Origin of the sequence: Winogradskyella damuponensis (genome assembly GCF_039538385.1) — a bacterium.
Classification (GTDB): Bacteria; Bacteroidota; Bacteroidia; order Flavobacteriales; family Flavobacteriaceae; genus Winogradskyella; species Winogradskyella damuponensis.
Window position 1 is genome coordinate 171,303 of the sequence record NZ_BAABCB010000007.1, and the last position, 21,984, is coordinate 193,286.

At 33.4% G+C, this 21,984-nt stretch carries 21 protein-coding genes and 1 riboswitch; of the genes, 10 read left to right on the top strand and 11 right to left on the bottom strand.

The features are described from left to right. Positions 1-217: 217 nt before the first annotated feature. On the top strand, positions 218-952 hold the full coding sequence (locus ABD730_RS04920; RefSeq protein ID WP_344712981.1) for a LytR/AlgR family response regulator transcription factor: 735 nt from the start codon (positions 218-220) through the stop codon (positions 950-952). Positions 953-1,144: 192 nt separating this feature from the next. Then, complete coding sequence (locus tag ABD730_RS04925) at positions 1,145-2,914, top strand: tetratricopeptide repeat-containing sensor histidine kinase (protein ID WP_344712983.1); 1,770 nt, start codon at positions 1,145-1,147, stop codon at positions 2,912-2,914. Positions 2,915-2,954: 40 nt separating this feature from the next. On the opposite strand, the gene ABD730_RS04930 is transcribed toward ABD730_RS04925, so the two are convergent. Then, entirely contained in the window at positions 2,955-3,527 is a 573-nt protein-coding gene (locus ABD730_RS04930; RefSeq protein WP_334468095.1) for a DUF3109 family protein, read from the bottom strand. Between the two features lie 170 nt (positions 3,528-3,697). Here ABD730_RS04930 and ABD730_RS04935 point away from each other — a divergent pair, with 170 nt between their 5' ends. The 3 genes from ABD730_RS04935 to ABD730_RS04945 are packed head-to-tail and all read left to right on the top strand — an operon-like array spanning position 3,698 to position 5,095. Beyond that, positions 3,698-4,279 carry a MarC family protein gene (locus tag ABD730_RS04935; RefSeq protein WP_215928049.1) on the top strand — a complete coding sequence of 194 codons (582 nt, stop codon included), beginning with the start codon at positions 3,698-3,700 and terminating at the stop codon, positions 4,277-4,279. 10 nt (positions 4,280-4,289) lie between these two features. Then, on the top strand, positions 4,290-4,490 hold the full coding sequence (locus ABD730_RS04940) for a hypothetical protein (RefSeq protein WP_215928050.1): 201 nt from the start codon (positions 4,290-4,292) through the stop codon (positions 4,488-4,490). Beyond that, the gene (locus tag ABD730_RS04945) at positions 4,490-5,095 is read left to right on the top strand and encodes an FAD-dependent oxidoreductase (RefSeq protein ID WP_334468103.1); all 606 of its coding nucleotides are present in this window, start codon (positions 4,490-4,492) and stop codon (positions 5,093-5,095) included. The genes ABD730_RS04940 and ABD730_RS04945 overlap by 1 nt, the downstream gene beginning before the upstream one ends. A gap of 4 nt (positions 5,096-5,099) precedes the next feature. Here ABD730_RS04945 and ABD730_RS04950 read toward each other — a convergent pair whose 3' ends face one another. The 3 genes from ABD730_RS04950 to ABD730_RS04960 form a co-directional block, all read right to left on the bottom strand. Beyond that, on the bottom strand, positions 5,100-6,710 hold the full coding sequence (locus ABD730_RS04950) for a S41 family peptidase (RefSeq protein WP_334468393.1): 1,611 nt from the start codon (positions 6,708-6,710) through the stop codon (positions 5,100-5,102). Position 6,711: 1 nt separating this feature from the next. After that, positions 6,712-7,164, bottom strand: a complete 453-nt coding sequence (locus ABD730_RS04955) for a deoxycytidylate deaminase (RefSeq protein ID WP_215928052.1) — start codon at positions 7,162-7,164, stop codon at positions 6,712-6,714. A 106-nt stretch (positions 7,165-7,270) separates the two neighbouring features. Next, entirely contained in the window at positions 7,271-7,861 is a 591-nt protein-coding gene (locus ABD730_RS04960; RefSeq protein ID WP_215928053.1) for a HupE/UreJ family protein, read from the bottom strand. Positions 7,862-7,996: 135 nt separating this feature from the next. Then, positions 7,997-8,120: riboswitch (SAM riboswitch) on the top strand. A gap of 100 nt (positions 8,121-8,220) precedes the next feature. Here ABD730_RS04960 and ABD730_RS04965 point away from each other — a divergent pair. The 4 genes from ABD730_RS04965 to metF all read left to right on the top strand — a co-directional run bounded on the left by ABD730_RS04965 (position 8,221) and on the right by metF (position 14,255). After that, entirely contained in the window at positions 8,221-9,390 is a 1,170-nt protein-coding gene (locus tag ABD730_RS04965; RefSeq protein WP_344712987.1) for a trans-sulfuration enzyme family protein, read from the top strand. A 60-nt stretch (positions 9,391-9,450) separates the two neighbouring features. Next, positions 9,451-10,452, top strand: coding sequence for a homocysteine S-methyltransferase family protein (locus ABD730_RS04970; RefSeq protein WP_344712989.1), 1,002 nt, complete (start codon positions 9,451-9,453; stop codon positions 10,450-10,452). Beyond that, positions 10,452-13,184: a methionine synthase gene (gene metH, locus ABD730_RS04975; RefSeq protein ID WP_344712991.1), complete on the top strand. Its 2,733-nt coding sequence runs from the start codon at positions 10,452-10,454 to the stop codon at positions 13,182-13,184. The genes ABD730_RS04970 and metH overlap by 1 nt, the downstream gene beginning before the upstream one ends. A 114-nt stretch (positions 13,185-13,298) precedes the next feature. After that, a complete protein-coding gene (metF, locus tag ABD730_RS04980; protein WP_215928062.1) occupies positions 13,299-14,255 on the top strand; it encodes a methylenetetrahydrofolate reductase [NAD(P)H] in 957 nt (318 codons plus the stop codon). A gap of 27 nt (positions 14,256-14,282) precedes the next feature. On the opposite strand, the gene ABD730_RS04985 is transcribed toward metF, so the two are convergent. From ABD730_RS04985 to ABD730_RS05005, 5 genes are all read right to left on the bottom strand, one after another. Further along, positions 14,283-15,656, bottom strand: a complete 1,374-nt coding sequence (locus ABD730_RS04985) for a tetratricopeptide repeat protein (RefSeq protein ID WP_344712993.1) — start codon at positions 15,654-15,656, stop codon at positions 14,283-14,285. A 149-nt stretch (positions 15,657-15,805) separates the two neighbouring features. Further along, positions 15,806-16,615 carry a DMT family transporter gene (locus ABD730_RS04990; RefSeq protein ID WP_344712995.1) on the bottom strand — a complete coding sequence of 270 codons (810 nt, stop codon included), beginning with the start codon at positions 16,613-16,615 and terminating at the stop codon, positions 15,806-15,808. A 112-nt stretch (positions 16,616-16,727) separates the two neighbouring features. Continuing rightward, a complete protein-coding gene (locus ABD730_RS04995; protein ID WP_334468117.1) occupies positions 16,728-17,246 on the bottom strand; it encodes a LacI family DNA-binding transcriptional regulator in 519 nt (172 codons plus the stop codon). 6 nt (positions 17,247-17,252) lie between these two features. Then, positions 17,253-17,918, bottom strand: a complete 666-nt coding sequence (locus ABD730_RS05000) for a bifunctional 4-hydroxy-2-oxoglutarate aldolase/2-dehydro-3-deoxy-phosphogluconate aldolase (RefSeq protein WP_215928067.1) — start codon at positions 17,916-17,918, stop codon at positions 17,253-17,255. A 4-nt stretch (positions 17,919-17,922) separates the two neighbouring features. After that, a complete protein-coding gene (locus tag ABD730_RS05005; RefSeq protein WP_344712998.1) occupies positions 17,923-18,969 on the bottom strand; it encodes a PfkB family carbohydrate kinase in 1,047 nt (348 codons plus the stop codon). Between the two features lie 135 nt (positions 18,970-19,104). On the opposite strand from ABD730_RS05005, the gene ABD730_RS05010 reads away from it, so the two are divergent. Next, the gene (locus ABD730_RS05010; RefSeq protein ID WP_334468120.1) at positions 19,105-20,148 is read left to right on the top strand and encodes a LacI family DNA-binding transcriptional regulator; all 1,044 of its coding nucleotides are present in this window, start codon (positions 19,105-19,107) and stop codon (positions 20,146-20,148) included. On the opposite strand, the gene ABD730_RS05015 is transcribed toward ABD730_RS05010, so the two are convergent. Further along, positions 20,128-21,132 carry a sugar kinase gene (locus ABD730_RS05015; RefSeq protein WP_344713000.1) on the bottom strand — a complete coding sequence of 335 codons (1,005 nt, stop codon included), beginning with the start codon at positions 21,130-21,132 and terminating at the stop codon, positions 20,128-20,130. The genes ABD730_RS05010 and ABD730_RS05015 overlap by 21 nt on opposite strands. An 89-nt stretch (positions 21,133-21,221) precedes the next feature. Next, a complete protein-coding gene (locus ABD730_RS05020; protein WP_215928075.1) occupies positions 21,222-21,983 on the bottom strand; it encodes an SDR family NAD(P)-dependent oxidoreductase in 762 nt (253 codons plus the stop codon). Position 21,984: the final 1 nt, after the last annotated feature.

Sequence of the window (21,984 nt, forward strand, 5' to 3'; positions counted from 1 at the left end):
GTTAATTTCAATACCCAAAGATGCCTATAAATTGAGTGCTATCACAATTGTAATGTATGACTGGTTAAAAAAAGTGTATAAATGGGCACCGTATTTTAAGTGTATTTTTTTTAGCATTCTACACATAAAACCATGCATTACATACATATTTAGATACAAAACATTCATTATGTATATACCTTTATATGTATATCTTTATATCAAATAATTCAGAAGCATGTTAAAAGCAGTAATCGTAGATGATGAGCCTAAAGCAATTCAAAGCCTCATATGGGAACTTAGTAACTTTAACCAAGAAATAGAAGTTATGGCTTCTTTTTCCAAACCTGATGATGCTTTAAAGTTTTTAAACACAAACACACCAGACTGTTTATTTTTAGATGTACAAATGCCCACTATTGGTGGTTTTCAGTTTTTAGAACAATTAAAAAATATAAATTTTGCTGTTGTAATCACTACCGCTTACGACGAGTATGCTATAAAAGCTTTAAAACACGAAGCAATAGATTACCTTTTAAAACCTATAGATTCTGATGATCTAAGCGCGTGCATCTCTAAAATAAAAAAACATAGCGAACGCACCCTTAATTCTCAAAAATTAGAACGTATGCTTTCTAATTTTAATTCACAATTCGATAAAAAAAAGATCACCATTAACACTGATGGGAAATTACTTTTTTTAGATGTAGATGATATTATCTATATAGAATCTGACGGTAATTATAGCACGCTATTTTTACAGAATAGAAAAAAAATAGTGCTCACCAAGAAATTAAAAGAAGTTGATGCCATCTTACCAGAACATTATTTTTTCAGAATTCACAATTCTTATATTATTAATCTCAATAAAATAAAAGCATTTATTAAAAATGAAGGGTATGTGATTATGGATAGTGAACACAAGATCCCTGTAGCGAGACAGCGTAAATCAGATTTTCTTGAAAAACTATAAACCAACACTATGAACTACTTGTTTAAGCATCAACTACTAAACCTGTGTCTGGTTTTTTTCTTTTTTGTTTCATATGGCTCTACGCAACAGACAAGTTTTGAAAACTCATTAATCTACATAAAAAACAATTCACCCTCTGAACACACCAAAATTGATTCTCTATTTAAACCGTTTGAACACGATAGTGTAAAAATGAAACGTTTGCTTAGCGTTTCTAAAAACATTTCCGCCTTTGAAACCTGTAGCTATGCACTTAATGCTCTAGGGGTTATCCAAAGAAATATTTCTAAATATGATGAGGCTATTGCCTTACACGAAGAAGCGAAAACTTATGCAGACAAAGCTAAAAGTACCGAATTTAAGATTATTAGTCTAAATATGATTGGTGTTGTTTACAGGCGAATGGACATGGTTAAACTAGCACTAGACCACCATACAGAAGCTTTAAAAATAGCCTACTCCGTAATAAACCCATCACTTGCAGTAACCAAAAATATTGCGGTTTCACAAAATAGTATTGGTAATATTTATTTAGCTTTAAAGCAATATGATTTGGCCATCAATCAATTTAATAAATCCCTTGAAATTGAAAAAAGTATAGGTAATAAACTAGGCTTAGCTATTAATTATCACAATATAGGCTATGCAGAAGAAGCTAAAGGCAATTTAAGTTCTGCCTTATCCAATTTTCAGAAATCATTAGATTACAACAACATGATTGATTCTGAAACCGGACGCCTTATTTGCTATAATAGTATTGGAGAAGTTTATCTCAAACAAGAAAATTACGAGGAAGCAGAACCTATTATTAAAGAGGCTTTAAATAAAGCCCTTAATATTGACGACCAATACTATATTTCGGCTTCATACCTTAATCTTGGTCAATTAGAAATAGAAACCAACCAACTCACTTCTGCAGAAAAGCATTTAAAAAAAGCGCTAGACATTGCAACTTCTTATAATTTAAAATCTACTGTAGCAGAATCTAGCAAACTACTATCTGAGCTTAACCGAACCAAAAAAGATTTTGAAACAGCATTAAAATATTACCAACAAGCTGTTGAAATAGAGAACACCATATTAACTGAGCAAAATTTACAATATGTAAATGATATTGCAGTTGAATATGAAAATGAAAATAAAAATAACCAAATTAAAGCCTTAGCTTTAGAGAATGAATCTGTTCGTTTACGACTAGAGCGAAACAAACAGATCTTACTATACACATCCTTACTTATAGGAATAATAGGTATCTCCCTTTTTATTATTCACAGAACAAAAGCTTTAAAACGAGACAAACATATTTTAACCTTAGAACAAGATATGTTGCGAAGTCAGATGAACCCTCATTTTATATTTAACTCGTTAAACTCCATTAAACTTTACATTATTAATAATGATAAAACTAATGCGGTTTATTACCTCAACAAGTTTTCAAAACTAATTCGAAAAATCTTAATGGCGTCAAAAGAGAAAGAAACATCCCTAAAAGACGAGCTCGAAACCATGAAGTTGTATATGAATATTGAAAACATTCGTTTTGATAATGAAATAAATTTTAACATCACTGTAGATCCAGCAATAAATACTGAAGCAACCAAAATACCCTCTTTAGTGCTTCAACCTTTTTTAGAAAATTCGTTATGGCATGGTTTGTCTTCAAAAGATAGCAACAAAAAAATAGATCTTACTGTAAGTAAAAAATTGCCCAATTTTATAACCGTTGAAATTATAGATAATGGTATTGGCAGAATTGCATCGCACAAAATTAATGAGAAGAAAAAACTAGAACGAAATTCTGTAGGTATAGATATCACAAAAGCAAGATTGGCTAATTTTTCAGAATCATTTCAAAATTCATACACTTTAGAAATTGAAGATTTGTACGAAGATGAAACCCCTTCAGGTACTAAAATAATCTTACACATACCAACAAAACTAAAGGCTAACATTACAATTTAAAGCCAAGCTTCAAAATTCTATTAGAGTAATGTAACACGTTTTATTTTCCGAAATTTTTCTCAGCCACTTTCTCCAATTCAGCATACCAATCTTCTCCAAATTTTCTAATAAGGGCTTCCTTTACAAACTTGTATATTGGCACTTGTAATTCTTTGCCTAAAGTACAGGCATCGTCACAAATTTCCCATTTTTCATAATTAACACCAGAAAACTCAGTGTATTCCTTCACTCGTATTGGATATAAGTGACAAGACACTGGTTTTTTCCATTGAATTTCTCCCTGATTATAGGCTTCTTCAATAGCGCAAAGTGCTGTTTTTTTCTCATCAAAAATAACATAAGCACAATCTGCTCCATTAATTAATGGAGTTTCAAAATCTCCAAAACTAGAGGTAATTGAAGTGCCTTGCGCTTCAATAGCATCAATCCCTTCTTGGCGAAGAAATGGCTTTACTTTTGGATAGATATCTTCTAAGATTTTTACCTCATCTTTATCTAAAGGCGCACCAGCATCTCCATCTATACAACAGGCTCCTTTGCAGGCTGAAAGATTACAAACAAAATCTTTTTCTATAATGTCTTCTGAGACTATGGTTTTTCCGAGTTGAAACATCCGGCAAAAATACTTAAACTTAACCGATATTTAATATTGCAAATATGTAATATTATCGCACCTTTGCAAAAAATTTCAAATCCACAGCGGATGTTTAGCCAATAAGATCATAAAAACCAAATACTTATAGCTATATTAAGAAACAATATAAAGATTAAAATCACAACGAAATGCAACTTAATTTTAAAGAAATATTTACAGCTTTTATGATCCTTTTTGCCGTAATCGATATTATTGGAAATATTCCAATTGTCATAGATTTACGTAAAAAAGTTGGACATATTCAAAGTGGAAAAGCCTCTATAATAGCAGGTGTAATCATGATTATTTTTCTTTTTGTTGGAAAAAGCTTGCTAAGTCTTATTGGTATAGATGTTAACTCGTTTGCTGTTGCAGGTGCTTTTGTCATCTTTTTTATTGCCTTAGAAATGGTTTTGGGTATTACGCTTTATAAAGACGATGAACATAGTGCTGTTACAGCTTCTGTTTTTCCATTGGCTTTTCCGCTTATGGCAGGACCAGGAACATTAACTACTTTATTATCGCTACGTGCAGAATTTGCCATTGAAAATATAATTGTTGCTGTAATTAGTAACGTTGTTGTTATTTATATAGTATTAAAAACATCTTCAAAAATAGAGCGTATCATAGGTACCAACGGAATTAACATTATAAGAAAAATATTTGGTGTAATTTTGTTAGCCATAGCAGTAAAGTTATTTGCCCACAACATTAAAGCTTTACTGGTTTAAATTTTTAAACATGAAAGTATTTACACTAATTCTATCTGCTATTGCATTAGCACTCATTATTTTTAATGCGACAAAGTTAAATTTTGAAGCGCTTTTTGAAGGAGAAAGTCAGACCGCACTAATTACAATTACAGCTGCGTTTTGTGCAATTATTTTATTACAGATTCTTAGAATTTCTAAGAAGATTGAAAAATTAAGCAAACAACGATAATGACTTTTGATGCTCTAATTATTGGCGGTGGAGCTGCAGGATTATCTTGCGCTTTAGTTTTAGGTTCTGCACAACACAAACCTTTTGCAGAAGGCAAGCACATTGGCATTATAATGCACCAAAAAACATCGCATTTACAAACCGCTTTGTTTAATAATGTTTTAGGATTACAAGCAGGTACGCTAGGTGCAGACATTCTAGAGGATGGTAAAAACCAATTAACAGATCTTTATCCGCATATCTCTCAGATTGAAAATGAAAAGGTAAATGCTATCGATAAAGATCACGGTGATTTTATAGTTACTACAAATCAAAACAGTTACCGATCTAAAATTGTAGTTGTTGCTGTAGGCTACACTAACTTAATGACCATAAAAGGTCTTAAAAACTACACAGAACCACACCCAAGAGCTGCTATTGAAAAAGATAGAATTTGGTTAAAAAACACAGATCATCTCATTGAAAAAAACCTTTACGTAGCTGGCACTTTAGCCGGTTGGAGAAGTCAATTTGCCATGGCATGCGGAAGTGGCGCACACGTAGCGACAGATATTTTAACGCTTTGGAATAATGGGAAACACACCAAAATTCACGATAAAATATAAGCGTTTAATTTTGTTTAAAGTTTGGATATTCTTTGCTTAATAAAATCACTTCTTGCACCATAATATCCTCTTTATTTATAATTTCTTCAAACGCATTATCATCAAATAACTGACGTGCAAGTGTGGCTTTAATAAGGCGTCTTATTTCGTCATTATAGGCTACAAACGTAATATTAGTACGTTCTTTTTTATTAACATATTCTTGAAAACGCACAACGATATCATCACTAACTTCAAAATTATTAATGAAATCGTATTTTGAAATATCTTGATATATACTGCGATCTTTATCTAATTCTTCAAAGACAAAATAACCAAAATGACCGCGTCGTCTTAAATAATTTATAGTTTCATTATCAAACAAACGATCAACAGGAACAAATACATCTGGGATGATGCCTCCACCTCCATACACCACTTTTCCTTTTGGTGTGGTAAACTTTAATGAATCATCAACTTCTATGCTTTTTTCATCAATCAGTTCCCCTGTCCTTAAACGCTTGTAATAATCTTTGTAATAGTTTTCACTATCTCCATTAGTATAAGGTCTTTGAATAGAACGCCCTGTAGGAGTATAATATCTAGAAACGGTTAATCTTACAGCACTTCCATCTCCTAAAGCCATTTCTCGCTGCACCAAACCTTTTCCATAAGAACGTCTTCCTACTATTATACCTTTATCATTATCTTGAAGTGCTCCAGCAATAACTTCGCTTGCCGATGCAGAGTTTTCATTTATTAGAATATATATTTCGCCCTCTTCAAAATCTCCATGTTGTGTTGCATATATGCGTTCTTCTTTTCCTTTTTTGTCTTTAGTAAACAGAATCAGCTTATCGTCTTCTAAAAATTCATCAGCAATCTGCTCTGCAACACCCAAAAACCCTCCTGGATTATCCCTTAGATCTAAGGCTAGTTTTGTAGCACCAAGTTCTTTTAATTCGCCTAATGCCAACTTAAATTCCTTAAAAGTAGATTCTGCAAAACGATTCATTTTTATATAACCTAAATCGTCCGTTAGCATATAAGCTGCATCTACACTTTTAATTGGGATACTTTTGCGTTTTACTTCAAACTCTAAAAGCTCCTCTTCACCTTTTCTAAAAACTGTCAATTTGACCTTAGTGTTTTTATCACCTCTAAGCTTATTTCCTATAAAATCATTATCAAAATCAACTCCATACAGTGTATCTCCATCTGCTAAAAGAATTCGATCTCCACTCATAATTCCAGCACTTTCACTTGGCCCACCCTCTGTTGGTTTTACTACAGCTATAGAATCTCTATAAGGGTAAAAATTAATACCAATACCTACAAAATCACCTTTCATATTTTCAGTGATGCGCTGTAAATCTTCTTTAGGAATATACATCGAATGTGGATCTAAATTGTTTAAAATCCCATTAACAGTAACATCTACAATGCTATCTGTATTAACCTCTTCTACGTATTCGTAATCTATATAATCTATTAAACGGTTGAGCTTATTCTTTTTACTATTAGTTGAAAAAAGATTATCTGAAGTATCTGCAAAATTTAATTCGCCACCTATAATAACTCCTGCTGCAATTGCAACGCCTATAATTAGTGGTATGTATTTATTTTTAGTTGCCATACTATTTCCCATCAGAATGGGAATCTGCATTTAAGTCTTCTATTAACTCTAGTTCTATACCTGCTTTTCTTAAAAAATCAATTCCCGAACAATCCTTATAACCTTCATGATACACCACTCTTACAATACCAGCTTGATGAATTAGTTTACTACATTCCTTACAAGGCGACAACGTAATATAAAGCGTCGCTCCTCTACAAGATTGTGTAGATGATGCTACTTTTAATATAGCATTGGCTTCTGCATGTAACACATACCATTTGGTATACCCTTCATCATCTTCGCAATAATTTTCAAAACCTGTTGGAGTACCATTATAACCGTCAGAAATTATCATTCTATCTTTTACAATAAGCGCACCAACTTGTTTGCGTTTACAATGTGATAATTTCCCCCATTCTTTAGCTATACGTAAATAGGCTTTGTCGTAACGTAATTGTTTTATATCTGACATTAATTCTTGTTCTTGTACAAAGTATACTAGTTAGTAACGAAGATATAAGCTTAGTATTTTATAACCAATTTACTATCAGTTAAAATTTTACCAAACTTTTAAAATTTTACTTTAAAAAATCACTTTGCGTAATCATTGGAATTACCAATCCAATAACTATAGCTGAAAGCACCATCATCCAGTCACGACGTGAAAACCTAAATACCGTTTGACATAAAAACCCTATGAATAAAACGACAAATACGATAATGACTTGCGCAAGTTCAATACCTAAAGCAAATTCTATTAGAAGTTCCAATTTATTTTCTGATTGCCCTGAAAACATTTTAAATTCTCTTGCAAAACCCAAGCCGTGTATCAGTCCAAAAAATAAAGTTGTAAAAAATAGTAGGCCAAATTTATTCGTTTTAGATTTTTTACCTGCAGTAAACACGTTGTAAATGGCCATGATTAAAATAGTAATTGGTATTAAAAACTCTACTAACTCACCATTAATACTCACCACTCCATAAGCTGCCAAAACCAATGATAACGTATGGCCTAAGGTAAATGTCGTAACTAAGACCAAGACACGTTTCCAATCATTAAAAACATAAGGCACAGCTAATACCATTAAAAAAAGGATATGGTCATACCCATTAATATCTAAAACGTGGTTCATGCCGTATTGTACATTAAACCAGAAATTTTCTAACATAATTATTGTGTTTGGGAAAACCAAAGTTACAATTAAAATGCAATATGTTTCCATTAAAATAAAGTGAATAAAATTTGTGTAATCCTATTTTCTTTCGGAATATTGTAACACACAAAGTTCAAATAACTTACTGAAATGTTATCAAGAAAGGTGGAGGGATTAGACCCATTGAAGCCTTAGCAACCCTTAAATTTATTAAGAAGGTGCTAAATTCTACTTAATTGGCGATTCATTTATCGCGAAATTGGATAGATAACCAAACCTAATTACTCATCTGTAATTACTACTCTTTATAACATTTTCTAGAAAATTACGTCTACGACGTATTTGGTTTTTTGATATTATCAAATGATTAGAAAATGAGTTCCAAACACATTGAAACACAAGCCATACGCACACAGATTGAACGTTCGCAATACTTAGAACATTCAAGCCCTTTATACCTCACATCGAGTTATGTTTTTGAAGATGCTGAAGATATGCGTGCCTCTTTTGCAGACGAAAAACAACGGAATATTTACAGTCGCTATTCCAATCCTAACACTTCTGAATTTGTAGAAAAAGTATGCCAAATGGAAGGTGCAGAACGTGGTTATGCTTTTGCTTCTGGTATGTCTGCTGTATTTTCAACATTTGCAGCCTTATTAAATTCTGAAGATCACATTGTATCTTGTCGTAGTATTTTTGGTTCTACGCAAACCCTATTTAATAACATATTACCAAAATGGAACATCGCAACAAGCTACTTTAAAATGGATGAATTAGATACCATTGAAAGTCTAATTCAACCCAATACCAGAGTGATTTATGCAGAAAGCCCAACAAATCCTGCTGTAGATATTTTAGACTTACAACGTTTAGGAGATATCGCTAAAAAGCATGGACTTATATTTATTATCGACAATTGCTTCGCAACGCCTTACTTGCAACAACCTATAAAATTTGGTGCCGATTTAATCATTCATTCTGCCACCAAATTAATGGATGGCCAAGGCCGCGTTTTAGGAGGTGTTGTTGTGGGGAGTTCCAATTTTATTCAGAAAATTTATTTGTTTTCTAGAAATACAGGTCCTGCTTTATCTCCATTTAACGCATGGGTGTTATCTAAAAGTTTAGAAACCTTAGCGGTTAGAGTCGATAGACATTGCGACAGTGCTTTAAAAGTTGCTACCTTTTTAGAGTCTCACAAGAATGTAAATGTTGTAAAATATCCATTTCTAAAGTCACACCCGCAATACGAATTAGCCAAACAACAAATGAAATTAGGCGGAAACGTCGTGGCTTTTGAAATAAAAGGAGGCATTGAAGCCGGTAGAACCTTTCTAAACGCCATTAAATTATTATCACTATCTGCAAACTTAGGAGACACTAGAACTATTGTAACACATCCAGCATCAACAACACATGCTAAAATCCCAGAAGATGTACGATTAGAAACCGGCATCACTTCAGGATTAATACGAATTTCTGTCGGTTTAGAACATCCAGAAGATATTATTAACGATTTAAAACAAGCGTTAGAAAATTAACGTCAGTTCGAGTGATTTTATGACATCGGAATAAAATTATATCGAGAACAAACATATACTATGAGCAATATAAAAGACGAATTACAAAAACGCATATTAGTTCTCGATGGAGCCATGGGAACCATGTTGCAACAATATAACTTCTCGGAAGAAGACTTTAGAGGCGAACGTTTTAAGGATTACCCATCTCCTTTAAAAGGCAATAACGATTTGTTATCCTTAACCCAACCAAAAGCTATAGCTGAAATTCACGCTAAATATTTTGAAGCTGGTGCTGATATTGTGGAAACCAATACCTTTTCCGGAACCACCATTGCCATGGCAGATTACAACATGGAAGATTTGGTATATGAGTTGAATTTTGAATCGGCTAAAATCGCCAAAGAAGTGGCAGATAAATTCACAAAAGCAAATCCTGACAAACCGCGTTTTGTTGCAGGTAGTATTGGACCAACCAATAAAACAGCAAGTTTATCACCAGATGTTAACCGCCCAGAATATAGAGCCATTACGTTTAACGAATTACGTATTGCCTATAAACAGCAAGTAGAAGCGTTAATTGATGGCGGTGCCGATTTACTTTTAGTGGAAACTATTTTTGATACTTTAAATGCAAAAGCCGCTTTATTCGCTATTGAAGAAGTCAAAGAAGAACGACATATTGATATTCCAATTATGGTTTCTGGAACCATAACGGATGCTTCAGGAAGAACCTTATCCGGACAAACCGTAGAAGCATTTTTAACCTCAATATCACATATTCCCTTATTAAGTGTTGGCTTTAATTGTGCCCTTGGCGCGCAACAGTTAAAACCGTATTTACAGCGTTTATCTAACGAAACGAATTTCTATACCTCAGCACACCCAAATGCAGGATTACCAAATGCTTTTGGAGAATATGATGAAACACCAAAACAAATGCAAGGCTATATTGAAGACTACCTTAAAAATAACCTTATCAATATTATTGGCGGCTGTTGTGGCACAAGTCCCGCGCATATTAAAGCCATTGCAGATGTCGCAAAAAACTACAAACCAAGATTAATACAAGAATTAGCATAATGGCAGAATCTGATTGTAAGAAATACTTAACCTTATCTGGATTAGAACCTTTAGTGGTAACACCAGACAGTAACTTTATTAATATTGGAGAACGTACCAATGTGACTGGTTCTCGAAAATTTCTTCGGTTAATTAAAGAAGAAAAATACGATGAAGCTCTAGAAGTGGCGAGAGACCAAGTCGATGGAGGCGCACAAATTCTAGATGTTAATATGGATGAAGGGATGCTCGATGGGGTTTATGCTATGACGACCTTTTTAAACCTCATCGCTTCAGAGCCCGATATTTCTAGAATCCCCTTAATGATAGATAGTTCTAAATGGGAAATCATTGAAGCAGGCTTACAAGTGGCTCAAGGAAAATGTGTGGTTAATTCTATTAGTTTAAAAGAAGGTGAAACACAATTTAAACACCACGCCAAACTCATCAAACGTTACGGAGCCGCAGTTGTGGTAATGGCTTTTGATGAAGACGGCCAAGCGGACACTTACAACAGACGAATCGAAATCTGTAGACGTTCCTATCATATTTTGGTGAACGAACTTAAATTTCCTGCGCAAGACATCATCTTTGACCCTAATATTTTTCCAGTAGCCACAGGTATGGAGGAACATCGCAGAAATGCGCTCGACTTTTTTGAAGCGACCAAATGGATTCGTGAAAATTTACCATATGCTAACGTTTCTGGAGGTGTGAGCAATGTGTCGTTTTCGTTTAGAGGAAACAATATCGTTCGTGAAGCCATGCACTCTGCCTTTTTATATCATGCCATTAAAAACGGTATGAATATGGGCATTGTAAATCCAACCATGTTAGAAGTTTACGATGAAATAGACAAAGATTTATTAGAGCGTGTTGAAGATGTTTTATTTGACAGACGTGAGGATGCTACAGAACGCTTATTAGATTTTGCCGAATCGGTAAAAGGACAAAAAAAGGAACACGAGGATAAGGTTTTAGAATGGAGAAGTCATCCATTGCAAGATCGAATTACACACGCTTTAGTAAAAGGTATTGATGCCTTTATCTTGGAAGATGTTGAAGAAGCACGATTGGCATCCGCCAAACCCATTGAAGTTATAGAAGGTCATTTAATGATTGGAATGAATGTGGTTGGCGATTTATTTGGAAGCGGTAAAATGTTTCTGCCTCAGGTGGTAAAATCGGCTCGTGTAATGAAAAAAGCCGTCGCTTATTTACAACCGTTTATTGAAGCTGAAAAAGACGGCAAACAAGAGTTCGCTGGTAAAATTTTAATGGCGACCGTTAAAGGTGATGTTCATGATATTGGAAAAAATATTGTAAGCGTTGTGTTAGGTTGTAATAATTACGAAATCATTGACCTTGGTGTTATGGTACCACCAGAAAAAATTATTGAAACCGCCATTAAAGAAAAAGTAGATATTATTGGTTTAAGTGGCTTAATTACGCCTTCGCTAGATGAAATGGTCTATGTTTCTAAAGAACTTGAAAAACAGAATGTAAAAATCCCACTTATTATTGGTGGTGCAACAACCTCTAGAGCGCATTCTGCTGTAAAAATTGCACCGCACTATAACAATACAGTGGTGCATATTAATGATGCCTCGAGAGCGGTAACGGTAGTTGGAAATTTACTTCAAAACGATAGTCGAATTTATAAAAATCAGATTCGAGAAGAGTATGATGCATTCCGTGAACAATTCTTAAAGCGTACCAAGAAAAAAGACTATTTAACGCTTTCGGATGCTCGAAAAAACAAGTTAAGAATCGATTGGAATACCTCTAACATCGTAAAACCTCAGCAATTAGGCATTCAAATTATAGATGATTTTGACATCACTAAATTGGAAGAATTTATAGATTGGTCACCCTTTTTTAGAAGTTGGGATTTACATGGCAAATATCCAGATATACTAACAGATACCGTTGTTGGAGAGCAAGCCACAGAGTTGTTTGCGGATGCTAAAATATTATTGAAACGTATTTTTAAAGAAAAGCTCTTAACAGCTAAAGCCATCTTTGGATTATTTGAAGCTAATACGGTTAATGATGATGATATTGAAGTGACAATCTCTGATGATTATACTGAACTTGATTCAGTGTCTCAGAAAGAAGGTCTCGACGGCACTCGACCAGACAAATTAAAATTCTTAACCCTTCGTCAGCAATCCAAAAAAGCCCAAGGCAAACCCAATATTGCACTAGCCGATTTTATTGCACCTAAAGCTTCAGGAAAACAAGATTATATGGGATGTTTTTGTGTATCCACGGGATTTGGAACAGCAGCATTAGCTGCCCAATTTGAAGCGGAACACGACGATTATAATTCCATTATGATTAAAGCCTTAGCTGATCGTTTGGCAGAAGCTTTTGCGGAATACCTACACAAAGAAGTCAGAACCAAACATTGGAGCTATGCAAAAAACGAAAACTTAACTAATGCCGATTTAATAAAGGAACAGTATAAAGGTATTCGTCCCGCACCTGGTTATCCTGCTTGCCCAGACCATTTAGAAAAGACCAGCATTTGGAAACTTTTAAATGTAGAAGAAACCATTGGAGTAAAACTCACGGAAAGTTTAGCCATGTGGCCAGCGGCGAGTGTTAGTGGTTATTATTTTGGAAATCCCGAAGCCAAATATTTTGGATTAGGAAAGATAAAAGAAGACCAAGTGGAAGATTATAGTAAAAGACGACACATAAGCATAGATGAGGCTACAAAATGGTTGAGCCCGAATATTGCAGATTAATAGAATTATGATTATAGACCTAGCAGGTTTTAAAAACCTTGCAAGTCAAAAAATAATGTCTATAAAAAATTAAGATTAAACATTAAAGAGATACCTGCTTTCGCAGGCAATAGTATGAAAGTAACAGACCATATAAAAAACGCGAACGGAAAAACACAATTCTCTTTTGAGATATTACCTCCATTAAAAGGGCAGCATATTCAGTCTATTTTTGACAATATAGATCCATTAATGGAATTTAAACCACCATTTATTGATGTTACCTATCACAGGGAAGAATATGTTTTTAAAGAAGTTGAAAATGGATTGCTAAAAAAACAAGTTGTTAAAAAACGACCTGGAACAGTTGGGATTTGTGCTGCGATTCAGAATAAATACGGAGTAGATGCTATTCCTCATATTTTGTGTGGAGGCTTTACCAAAGAAGACACAGAAAACTTCTTAATTGATTTGGATTTTTTGGGCATTGAAAATGTTATGGCATTACGTGGTGATGCCGTTAAAAGTGAAACCTACTTTAAACCTGAAAAAGAGGGTCATAATTATGCCTGTGAACTCGTAGCTCAAATTGATGATATGAATAACGCTAAGTATTTAGATGATGCCTTACAAAACAGCTCTGCTACAAATTTTTGTATTGGTGCAGCTGCATATCCAGAAAAACACATGGAAGCTCCTAGCTTAGATAGTGATATTCATTTCTTAAAAAAGAAAATTAAAAATGGGGCGACCTATATTGTAACTCAAATGTTTTTTGATAATCAGAAATATTTTGACTTTGTTGCTAAATGCCGAAAAGAGGGCATAACGGTTCCTATTATCCCCGGACTAAAACCTATTGCGACTAAAAAACAACTGAATCTAATTCCACACCGTTTTCATGTAGATTTACCAGAAGAATTAATTATTGCTATCGTAAAATGCAAAGACAATAAAGCTGTACGACAAGTAGGAATTGAATGGTGTATTCAACAATCCAAAGCGCTTCAAGATGCAGGCATACCTGTGCTTCATTATTATTCTATGGGAAAAAGTGACAATATTCAGGCTATTGCTTCTGCGTTATTTTAGATAAAAAATATATGTGTTTCTCAAAAATTAAGGAACTACAATTGATGAATTAATCCAACATCCTATTTCTATGGTTTTACCAGACATATCTCTGAGAAATATGTCTTCTTTTGTTGGCGCTTTTGCTTCATAATTTGCCACATATTGATTCACTAATTTTTGCAATGTAGGATCTACCCTAGAACCTTTCTTTGCTTCTTTAGCAGCTAACCAATATACTGCTCTTTGATAAAAATTATCCTTACCACAATGCTTTGCGCTTTCACCATACATTTCGGCAATCAATACATGCGGATTTCCGTTCGCAGGATTTAACTTTAAAGCTTTATTAAAGTAGCCTCTTGCTTTACTATATTGTTTCTGTTTCTTAAGAATAACACCAATTCTTAGTGCTAATTTTGATTTTTTAAATGTATCTGTTTCTAACTCATAAGCCTCTTCTAAAAATTTAAAAGCTTCTGCTGTTTTATTCTTTTTAATTAAAATGGTTGCAACGTAAACTTTTGTATCGGCTGATGGTGACACCTCATCATATTGTTTTACAAGTTTTTCATAGAGTGCCGCTTCTGTGCATTCCTTATGATACATTCTACTTACAGCGCGTTTTAACCAAACAGCATCATTTTTATTAATTTCAAACGCTTTAGTATAAAGTGGAATTAAATTATCGCAATTGGCTTTTTTACTCAGTATTGCATCAATATTTCCCTGAATAAGTGCATAATTTTTAAGGTAGCTTTCATAGACTTTTTTTCTGTTTTTTTCTTTTGAGGACAGTGCTTCTCCGCTTTCCATTTTTAAGACTAATTCATTTAATTTTTCTGAATAATTCTGAATTTCAACTTGAATTTTCTCGCTAACATCGTCATAAGTATTGAACAGTTCTGCATCTGTTTTCTTAGCTGCATCATACAAATCTACCATTACCGAGAAATAAGTATAAAGACTCTTAGGGTGTGTGAAGGTTTTTGAATCTGCTATAAATGCATTGTTAAAGCAATCATATAATTCATCATTGCTTTTCTTGAAGTTGTCTTTATAATCATATTGCAGCTGACAAATTTTAGCATCATACTCTCCTTTAGATGTTCTATTGGCAAAATAGTGTTGGCGCTCTTTCCATAAATTGATTAAGTCTTGAAGAAACTCTAATTTTAAATCGTCTACAGAATTTTCAATTTTATATTTTAAAATCTTTTCACCATCTATATAAATAGCTATATTTAAATTCGGACATTCAGTCCTTACATATAGCCAAGGCTCATAGGCAGCATCGTACTTTTTTGCCTTTACATTTTCATGAAAAATTGAAAGTTTAGTATTACATACTTCCTTTTGGGCATTTATAGTCCCTAGACTACATATAAAAATAATACAAAAGAGGATGGATTTCTTTGTCATAATAAGGTTGTTTATAGTTAGTTACAAGCTACAAAGCCACAAAAAACATACCAAAGACCTGAAAAACAATATTATACGCTCACATACATATAACTTCCACAACACAATACATGCAAACAGATAACAAACAGGCTTTTAGACCAAAAACACTATTTCTTTTTGGTAAAAATATTCAAAGTTAGTCCCGAAATAATAAGTAAAATACCTACCAAACTCCAAATGGTATAAATTTCCTTAAACCAGACCAAGCCAATAATGATTGTAAAAATGACTTCAAGATATTTAAGAGGTGCTATTTGGTTGGTTTCTCCAGCTTGCATTGCTTTTGTCATATATAACTGAGCAAAATACCCAAAAACACCTAGACTTAACAATATAAGCCATTCTTTACCTACTGGATTTACCCAAGCATTAATTGATAAAAGCCCACCAATTACAGCCGAAATAATCATAAAATAATTGACCACCACCACTGGGTGATCTTCATTTCCTATTTTTCTAATGGTGATATAAACTAATCCTACAAAAACCGCAGAAACTAAGGCAAAGACCATCCCTTTAATTTCTAATTCGGTATCAAATCCTTTTAAAACTAACACTCCTAAAAAAGCCATTAAAAAAAAGAACCATTGTATAGGTTTTATTTTTTCCTTTAGAAATAATAATGCAAAAAGAGCGGCAAAAATTGGACCTATATATCGTATTGAAACAGCTGTACCCATTGCAATATACTTTATAGATAAAAAGAATAAAGTCATAGATATGAGCCCGAATATACTTCGCATTATCAATAGTCCTTTTTTATTTCCCAATAAAGAAATCTTATGTTTTAATAAAAATGGTATTGTAAAAAACAGAGAACCAATGGACCTAAAAAAGACAATTTGATAAACTCCAAAATTATTTAATGACTTTACAAATACATTTAAAAATGTAAATGCTAGTGCACTAATTATCATGTATTGAATAGCTTGTTTCAAAATATTGATTATTGTAATTAATGCAAGGTTATAACTATTTTAATGTTTCTCTGTAAATAAAAAACATTATCTAAAATATCAAAGTAAAACCTTAGTTGCCTTTTAATAAATTTATTAGACTATTATACGAAAGTTGTTTTACCTCTTCAAGCGATTGATTACTGTCAATATTTAGTAATTCTATAGAAAGTGAATTCCCTTCAAATTGTGATTTTTGTTTATTTTCTGATGAAATAATAATGGCTCCTTCAATAGAACCATCGTTAAGATTTTTAATGTAGTTTAACTCCTTCTCATAAGAATTAAACGACTGATAAAACAGAATTCTATACCCAAATCTTTCTGCAGATTTCTGTAAATGGCATAGAGAATGGCTATAACATGCTTTGGTCACTTCAGGTAATATAACTGCAATAGACTCTGTTTTTTTTATTCTAAGAGAAACAGCATAATTATTAGGTACATAATTATGCTGTTTAGCTATTGTATTAATTGTTTTTCGTGTAGCTTCACTAATCTCAAGCTTATTATTTAAAGCTTTAGATACCGTAGATATAGAATATCCAGATAAAGACGAAAGTTCCTTTATAGTTACAGCAGACGATTTCAATACTTTTTATTTTAAATCTTTAATTATTGCTAATGCATTTCTCGTATCCGATTCTATTTTAGCCAAATCATAATTACCATCAGCATTTTTAGCAATAAGTTTAGAGCCCATACCAACACATGTGACACCTGCTTTAAACCAGCCTTCTAAATTTTCTTTAGTTGGAGATACTCCACCTGTTGGCATTATGCTTGTCCAAGGTTGCGGACCACGAATGGCCTTAACAAAATCGGGACCATAAATACCACCTGGAAACAATTTTACAACTTCACAGCCTAGTTCTTCTGCTCTACAGATTTCGGTTAAAGAACCACATCCTGGAGACCAAGCCACTTTACGTCTATTACAAACTATTGCAATGTCTTCTCTTAAAACAGGCGTTACTATAAAGTTTGCTCCTAAAGCCATAAAACGAGATGCTGATGCTGCATCAGTCACAGATCCCACACCCATAATCATTCCAGGTAATTCTTTAAGTACCCATTTATTAAGTTCACCAAAAACTTCGTGAGCAAAATCTCCTCTTGCTGTAAATTCTAATAATCGTGCACCACCATCGTAAGTAGCTTTGATTACTTTTTTACTAATTTCTATATCTGCGTTATAAAACAATGGAACCATTCCGGTTTGTTTCATAACATTTGCGACTTCTATTCTTGAAAAATTTGCCATAATTTTATCTTGCTACACGTCCTGAGGCATCACCACCCATTAATTTTTCTACTTCTGCTACAGTTACTAAATTGGCATCACCTTTAATAGTGTGTTTTAAACATGAAGCTGCAACTGCAAAATCCAATGCATTTTGGTCATCTTCAGGATATTTTAATAATCCGTAGATTAATCCACCCATAAATGAATCACCTCCTCCTACACGATCAACGATATCCGTAATTTGATACTGACGTGTTTCATACATTGTTTTACCATCGTATAACACACCTGCCCAAGTATTATGAGATGCTGAAATTGAACCTCTTAAAGTTGTAATTACTTTTTTAGCTCTTGGGAATTTTTCCATCATTTGTTTACAAACCGATAAGAACGCTTCCGCTTTTACATCGTGTCCATGTTTATGTACATCTAAACCTTCAGGATGAATATTAAAATGCTTTTCAGCATCTTCTTCGTTTCCTAACACAACATCACAATACGACGTTAATTCCGTCATTATTTTTTCTCTGTATGCTGCATCACAATACGTCCAAAGTTTAGCTCTATAATTTAAATCTGTAGAAATAGTCACTCCCATTTCACTAGCAATTTTAACAGCTTCTAAACAAGCATCTGCTGCGCCTTGAGAAATTGCAGGAGTTATACCTGTCCAATGAAACCAAGCCACATCTTTAAACACTGCTTTCCAATCTACCATTCCTGGCTCTATTTCAGAAATAGCAGAATGTGCTCTATCGTAAACAACTTTAGACCCTCTACTTACTGCTCCAGTTTCTAAGAAATAAATCCCTAAACGGTCTCCTCCATAAATAATTTTATCTACACCAACACCTCTTTTACGCATTTCCATCATAGCACATTCACCAATATCATTTTTTGGTAAACGTGTTACAAAATCTACTGGTACACCATAATTAGCTAAAGACACTGCTACGTTAGATTCACCTCCACCATACACCACATCAAAACTTGATGCTTGTGAAAATCTTAAAAATTGTTGAGGAGCTAATCGTAACATGATTTCTCCGAAAGTAACTACTTTTTTCATCCTATATTTTAATTAAATATTGTTTTGGTTAATCGTTTAAGCAAACTTTTTAAAAATAAATCAAAACGATGTTGTTTTGATTTTTAAAGTTAAAACGATACTTTTGCTTAAACGTTTAAGCAAATATATATAAACTTGGGTGAAAAAAAAAGAATAACTATAAAAGACATTGCAAATGTGTTAAAAATCTCACCTGCAGCGGTTTCTAAAGCTCTACATGATGATTCTAGAATTAGTGCTAAAACTAAAGCGGCTGTAAAACGTGTTGCAAAAGAGCTTAACTACCAACCTAATCACTTGGCTAGTGCTTTAAGAAAAGGAAAAAGTAATCTAGTTGGTGTTATTGTACCAAAAACAAATAGCAATTTCTTTTCTTCGGTTGTAGAAAACATGGAAAGTGTTTTAAATAAAGCCGGTTATAATATTATTATTACGCAGTCTAACGAGTCATTTGAAAAAGAATGCCGAAATATAGACACGCTATTATTTACACAAGTGGATGGCATTATTGCATCTATGGCTAATGAAACTGTAGATTTATCTCATTACGAAAAAATTAAATCTAAGGGAATTCCATTAATTTTATTTGATAGAGGGGAAAACGATTTAAATGTAGATTATATTGGCATAGACGATTACCAAAGCAGCCATATGATAGTAGAGCATTTAATCTCTAAAGGTTGCAAACGTATTGCACATATTGGAGGTTTTAGACGCACTAGAATTTATAATAATAGAATTCGAGGTTATATTGATGCGATACATAAACACCATTTACCTCAAGACGATGTTTTATTAATAGAAAGCAATCTAGATCTTGAAGATGGCAGAATAAAAATGAAAGAATTACTTGCATTAGATCATCCGCCAGATGCCGTTTATGTTGCTAGTGATTACGCAGCCTTAGGAGCGCTTCAAGTTTTAAACGAACAACATATAAAAGTTCCTGAAGAAATATGTTTAGTTGGATTTGGTAATGAACCTTTTACGTCGTTAGTTAGCCCAACTATTACTACTGTTAGCCAACATAGTAAGCAAATAGGTAAAATTGCAGCAGAAACGTTTTTGAAACGAATTAACACCAAAAATTGGAAGCCTAAATTGGACAAAAATATTTTAAAATCTGAATTGATAGTAAGAGACTCTTCTAATAGAGACTTATCTATTAAATCGTCCTGATGTATTACCTTCTAAAACATTCATGACCTCATCTACATTTGAAAAATTCACATCACCTTCATAAGTATGCTTTAAGGCACTTGCTGCTGCAGCAAACTCCATCGCTTTATAATCATCAAAATGCTGCAAGCCATATATTAGTCCACCAGCAAAAGCATCACCTGTACCAATTCTATCTACAATATGTGTAATGTCTAAATCTTTAGTTTCTCTAAATTCATTACCATTCCACATTCTAGATCGTATTTTATGCCAAGAGGCATTAATTGGTGTTCTAATTTTATCAAATGTTTTTTTTATGCTCGGGAATTCTTTTAGTAATTGTTTACTTGCCGCAATAAAATCTTCGTTTGAATAATTGTAATTAGCACCTAAAACTTCATTCATTTCATTAATACCACCTATAAAAATCGTACAATAGTTTAATAAGTCTGATAGTGTTTCTTTTGGATTGGCACCATACGTCCACAAACCACTTCTATATGTAGGGTCAACAGAAATTTCGACCCCTTTTTCTCTAGCTAATTTTAATCCTTCTTTTAAAGTAAGATAACCTCCTTCGCAAAGTGCTGGTGTAATTCCTGTCCAGTGAAACCATGTACAACCTTTAAGAGCTTTTTTCCAATTTACCATATTGGGAGTTATCTCAGAAAATGCAGAATGTGAGCGATTATAAGAAATTGAACTCGGCCGCATTACTGCTCCTACTTCGAGAAAATAGACGCCTAAAGGTCTATTAGAACGTACTATTCCTGATGTGCTAACACCATATTTTCTTAAATAAGATTTTGCTGTATCTCCTATAAAATCATTTGATATGGACGAAATATGTCTTACTCTGCCACCAAAATTTGCTATTGAAATAGCCACATTAACTTCTGTTCCACCAAAATAAAACTCTAAACGATTAGACTGCATAAATTTTTTATTCCCTAAAGGGGAAAGGCGCATTAAGACCTCTCCAAATGTTACCGTTTGATTCATAATTCGTTTTGTTTTCTATTAAATTTACAAAAAAAATAGCCTTTCTGTGATTGAAAGGCTACTCTAAGTATTTATAAAAAATTTGCTTGTTATATCCCTAAAGCTTGTCCACCACCAATTTGAATAGTTTCTGCGGTAATAAACGATGCATCTTTACTTGCTAAGAACGAAACAACGCCTGCCACATCTTCTGGCTGACCTAATCTCCCTAACATAATATTATTTGCCCATGAAGCGAAAACTTCAGGTTTAGTTGCCTTAATTTGTGCATGGAAAGGAGTATCAATGGTACCTGGTGATACTGCATTTGCTCTAATTCCATATTCAGCTAAATCTTTTGCTAATGCTCTTGTAATAGCATGAACTCCTGCTTTAGACGTACCGTAGATACCTGCTCCAGGTCCACCAGCAGTCCATCCTGCATTTGATGTATAGTTAATTATAGAAGGGTGTTCTCCTTTTTTCAAGAAAGGAATTGCTGCTCTTGACGCAAAAAACACAGAGTCTAAGTTTAATGCCATTACATTTCTGTAAAACTCAGTTGTCATTTCTTCAAAACGAGATCTACCACCTAAACCACCTGCATTGTTTACAAGTACATCTATTCTACCATATTTCTCACCAATCTTAGTGATATTTGAAGTGACTTGTTCTTCATTTGTAACATCAAAACCAAGATATTCAGCTGTAATTCCAGCATCTGTAAGCTGTTTTACTTTTTCTGCTCCTGCATCGTCATCAATACCATTTAAAACTACAGTATATCCATCTGTACCTAATCTTTTTGCTACTTCAAAACCTATTCCTCCTGTTGCTCCTGTTACTATAGCTACTTTTCCTTTATTACTCATT

What these genes read in the sequence shown, in the direction of transcription:
- ABD730_RS04960 (WP_215928053.1), bottom strand. Translation starts at nt 7,861, where the DNA reads ATGTTAGAAAATTTCTGGTTTAATGTACAATACGGCATGAACCACGTT.
- ABD730_RS05000 (WP_215928067.1), bottom strand. Translation starts at nt 17,918, where the DNA reads ATGGCAAATTTTTCAAGAATAGAAGTCGCAAATGTTATGAAACAAACC.
- metH (WP_344712991.1), top strand. Translation starts at nt 10,452, where the DNA reads ATGGCAGAATCTGATTGTAAGAAATACTTAACCTTATCTGGATTAGAA.
- ABD730_RS05005 (WP_344712998.1), bottom strand. Translation starts at nt 18,969, where the DNA reads ATGAAAAAAGTAGTTACTTTCGGAGAAATCATGTTACGATTAGCTCCT.
- ABD730_RS05020 (WP_215928075.1), bottom strand. Translation starts at nt 21,983, where the DNA reads ATGAGTAATAAAGGAAAAGTAGCTATAGTAACAGGAGCAACAGGAGGA.
- ABD730_RS04965 (WP_344712987.1), top strand. Translation starts at nt 8,221, where the DNA reads ATGAGTTCCAAACACATTGAAACACAAGCCATACGCACACAGATTGAA.
- ABD730_RS04970 (WP_344712989.1), top strand. Translation starts at nt 9,451, where the DNA reads ATGAGCAATATAAAAGACGAATTACAAAAACGCATATTAGTTCTCGAT.
- metF (WP_215928062.1), top strand. Translation starts at nt 13,299, where the DNA reads ATGAAAGTAACAGACCATATAAAAAACGCGAACGGAAAAACACAATTC.
- ABD730_RS04925 (WP_344712983.1), top strand. Translation starts at nt 1,145, where the DNA reads ATGAAACGTTTGCTTAGCGTTTCTAAAAACATTTCCGCCTTTGAAACC.
- ABD730_RS04935 (WP_215928049.1), top strand. Translation starts at nt 3,698, where the DNA reads ATGCAACTTAATTTTAAAGAAATATTTACAGCTTTTATGATCCTTTTT.
- ABD730_RS04920 (WP_344712981.1), top strand. Translation starts at nt 218, where the DNA reads ATGTTAAAAGCAGTAATCGTAGATGATGAGCCTAAAGCAATTCAAAGC.
- ABD730_RS04985 (WP_344712993.1), bottom strand. Translation starts at nt 15,656, where the DNA reads ATGACAAAGAAATCCATCCTCTTTTGTATTATTTTTATATGTAGTCTA.
- ABD730_RS04930 (WP_334468095.1), bottom strand. Translation starts at nt 3,527, where the DNA reads ATGTTTCAACTCGGAAAAACCATAGTCTCAGAAGACATTATAGAAAAA.
- ABD730_RS04950 (WP_334468393.1), bottom strand. Translation starts at nt 6,710, where the DNA reads ATGGCAACTAAAAATAAATACATACCACTAATTATAGGCGTTGCAATT.
- ABD730_RS04945 (WP_334468103.1), top strand. Translation starts at nt 4,490, where the DNA reads ATGACTTTTGATGCTCTAATTATTGGCGGTGGAGCTGCAGGATTATCT.
- ABD730_RS04955 (WP_215928052.1), bottom strand. Translation starts at nt 7,164, where the DNA reads ATGTCAGATATAAAACAATTACGTTACGACAAAGCCTATTTACGTATA.
- ABD730_RS05015 (WP_344713000.1), bottom strand. Translation starts at nt 21,132, where the DNA reads ATGAATCAAACGGTAACATTTGGAGAGGTCTTAATGCGCCTTTCCCCT.
- ABD730_RS04990 (WP_344712995.1), bottom strand. Translation starts at nt 16,615, where the DNA reads ATGATAATTAGTGCACTAGCATTTACATTTTTAAATGTATTTGTAAAG.
- ABD730_RS04940 (WP_215928050.1), top strand. Translation starts at nt 4,290, where the DNA reads ATGAAAGTATTTACACTAATTCTATCTGCTATTGCATTAGCACTCATT.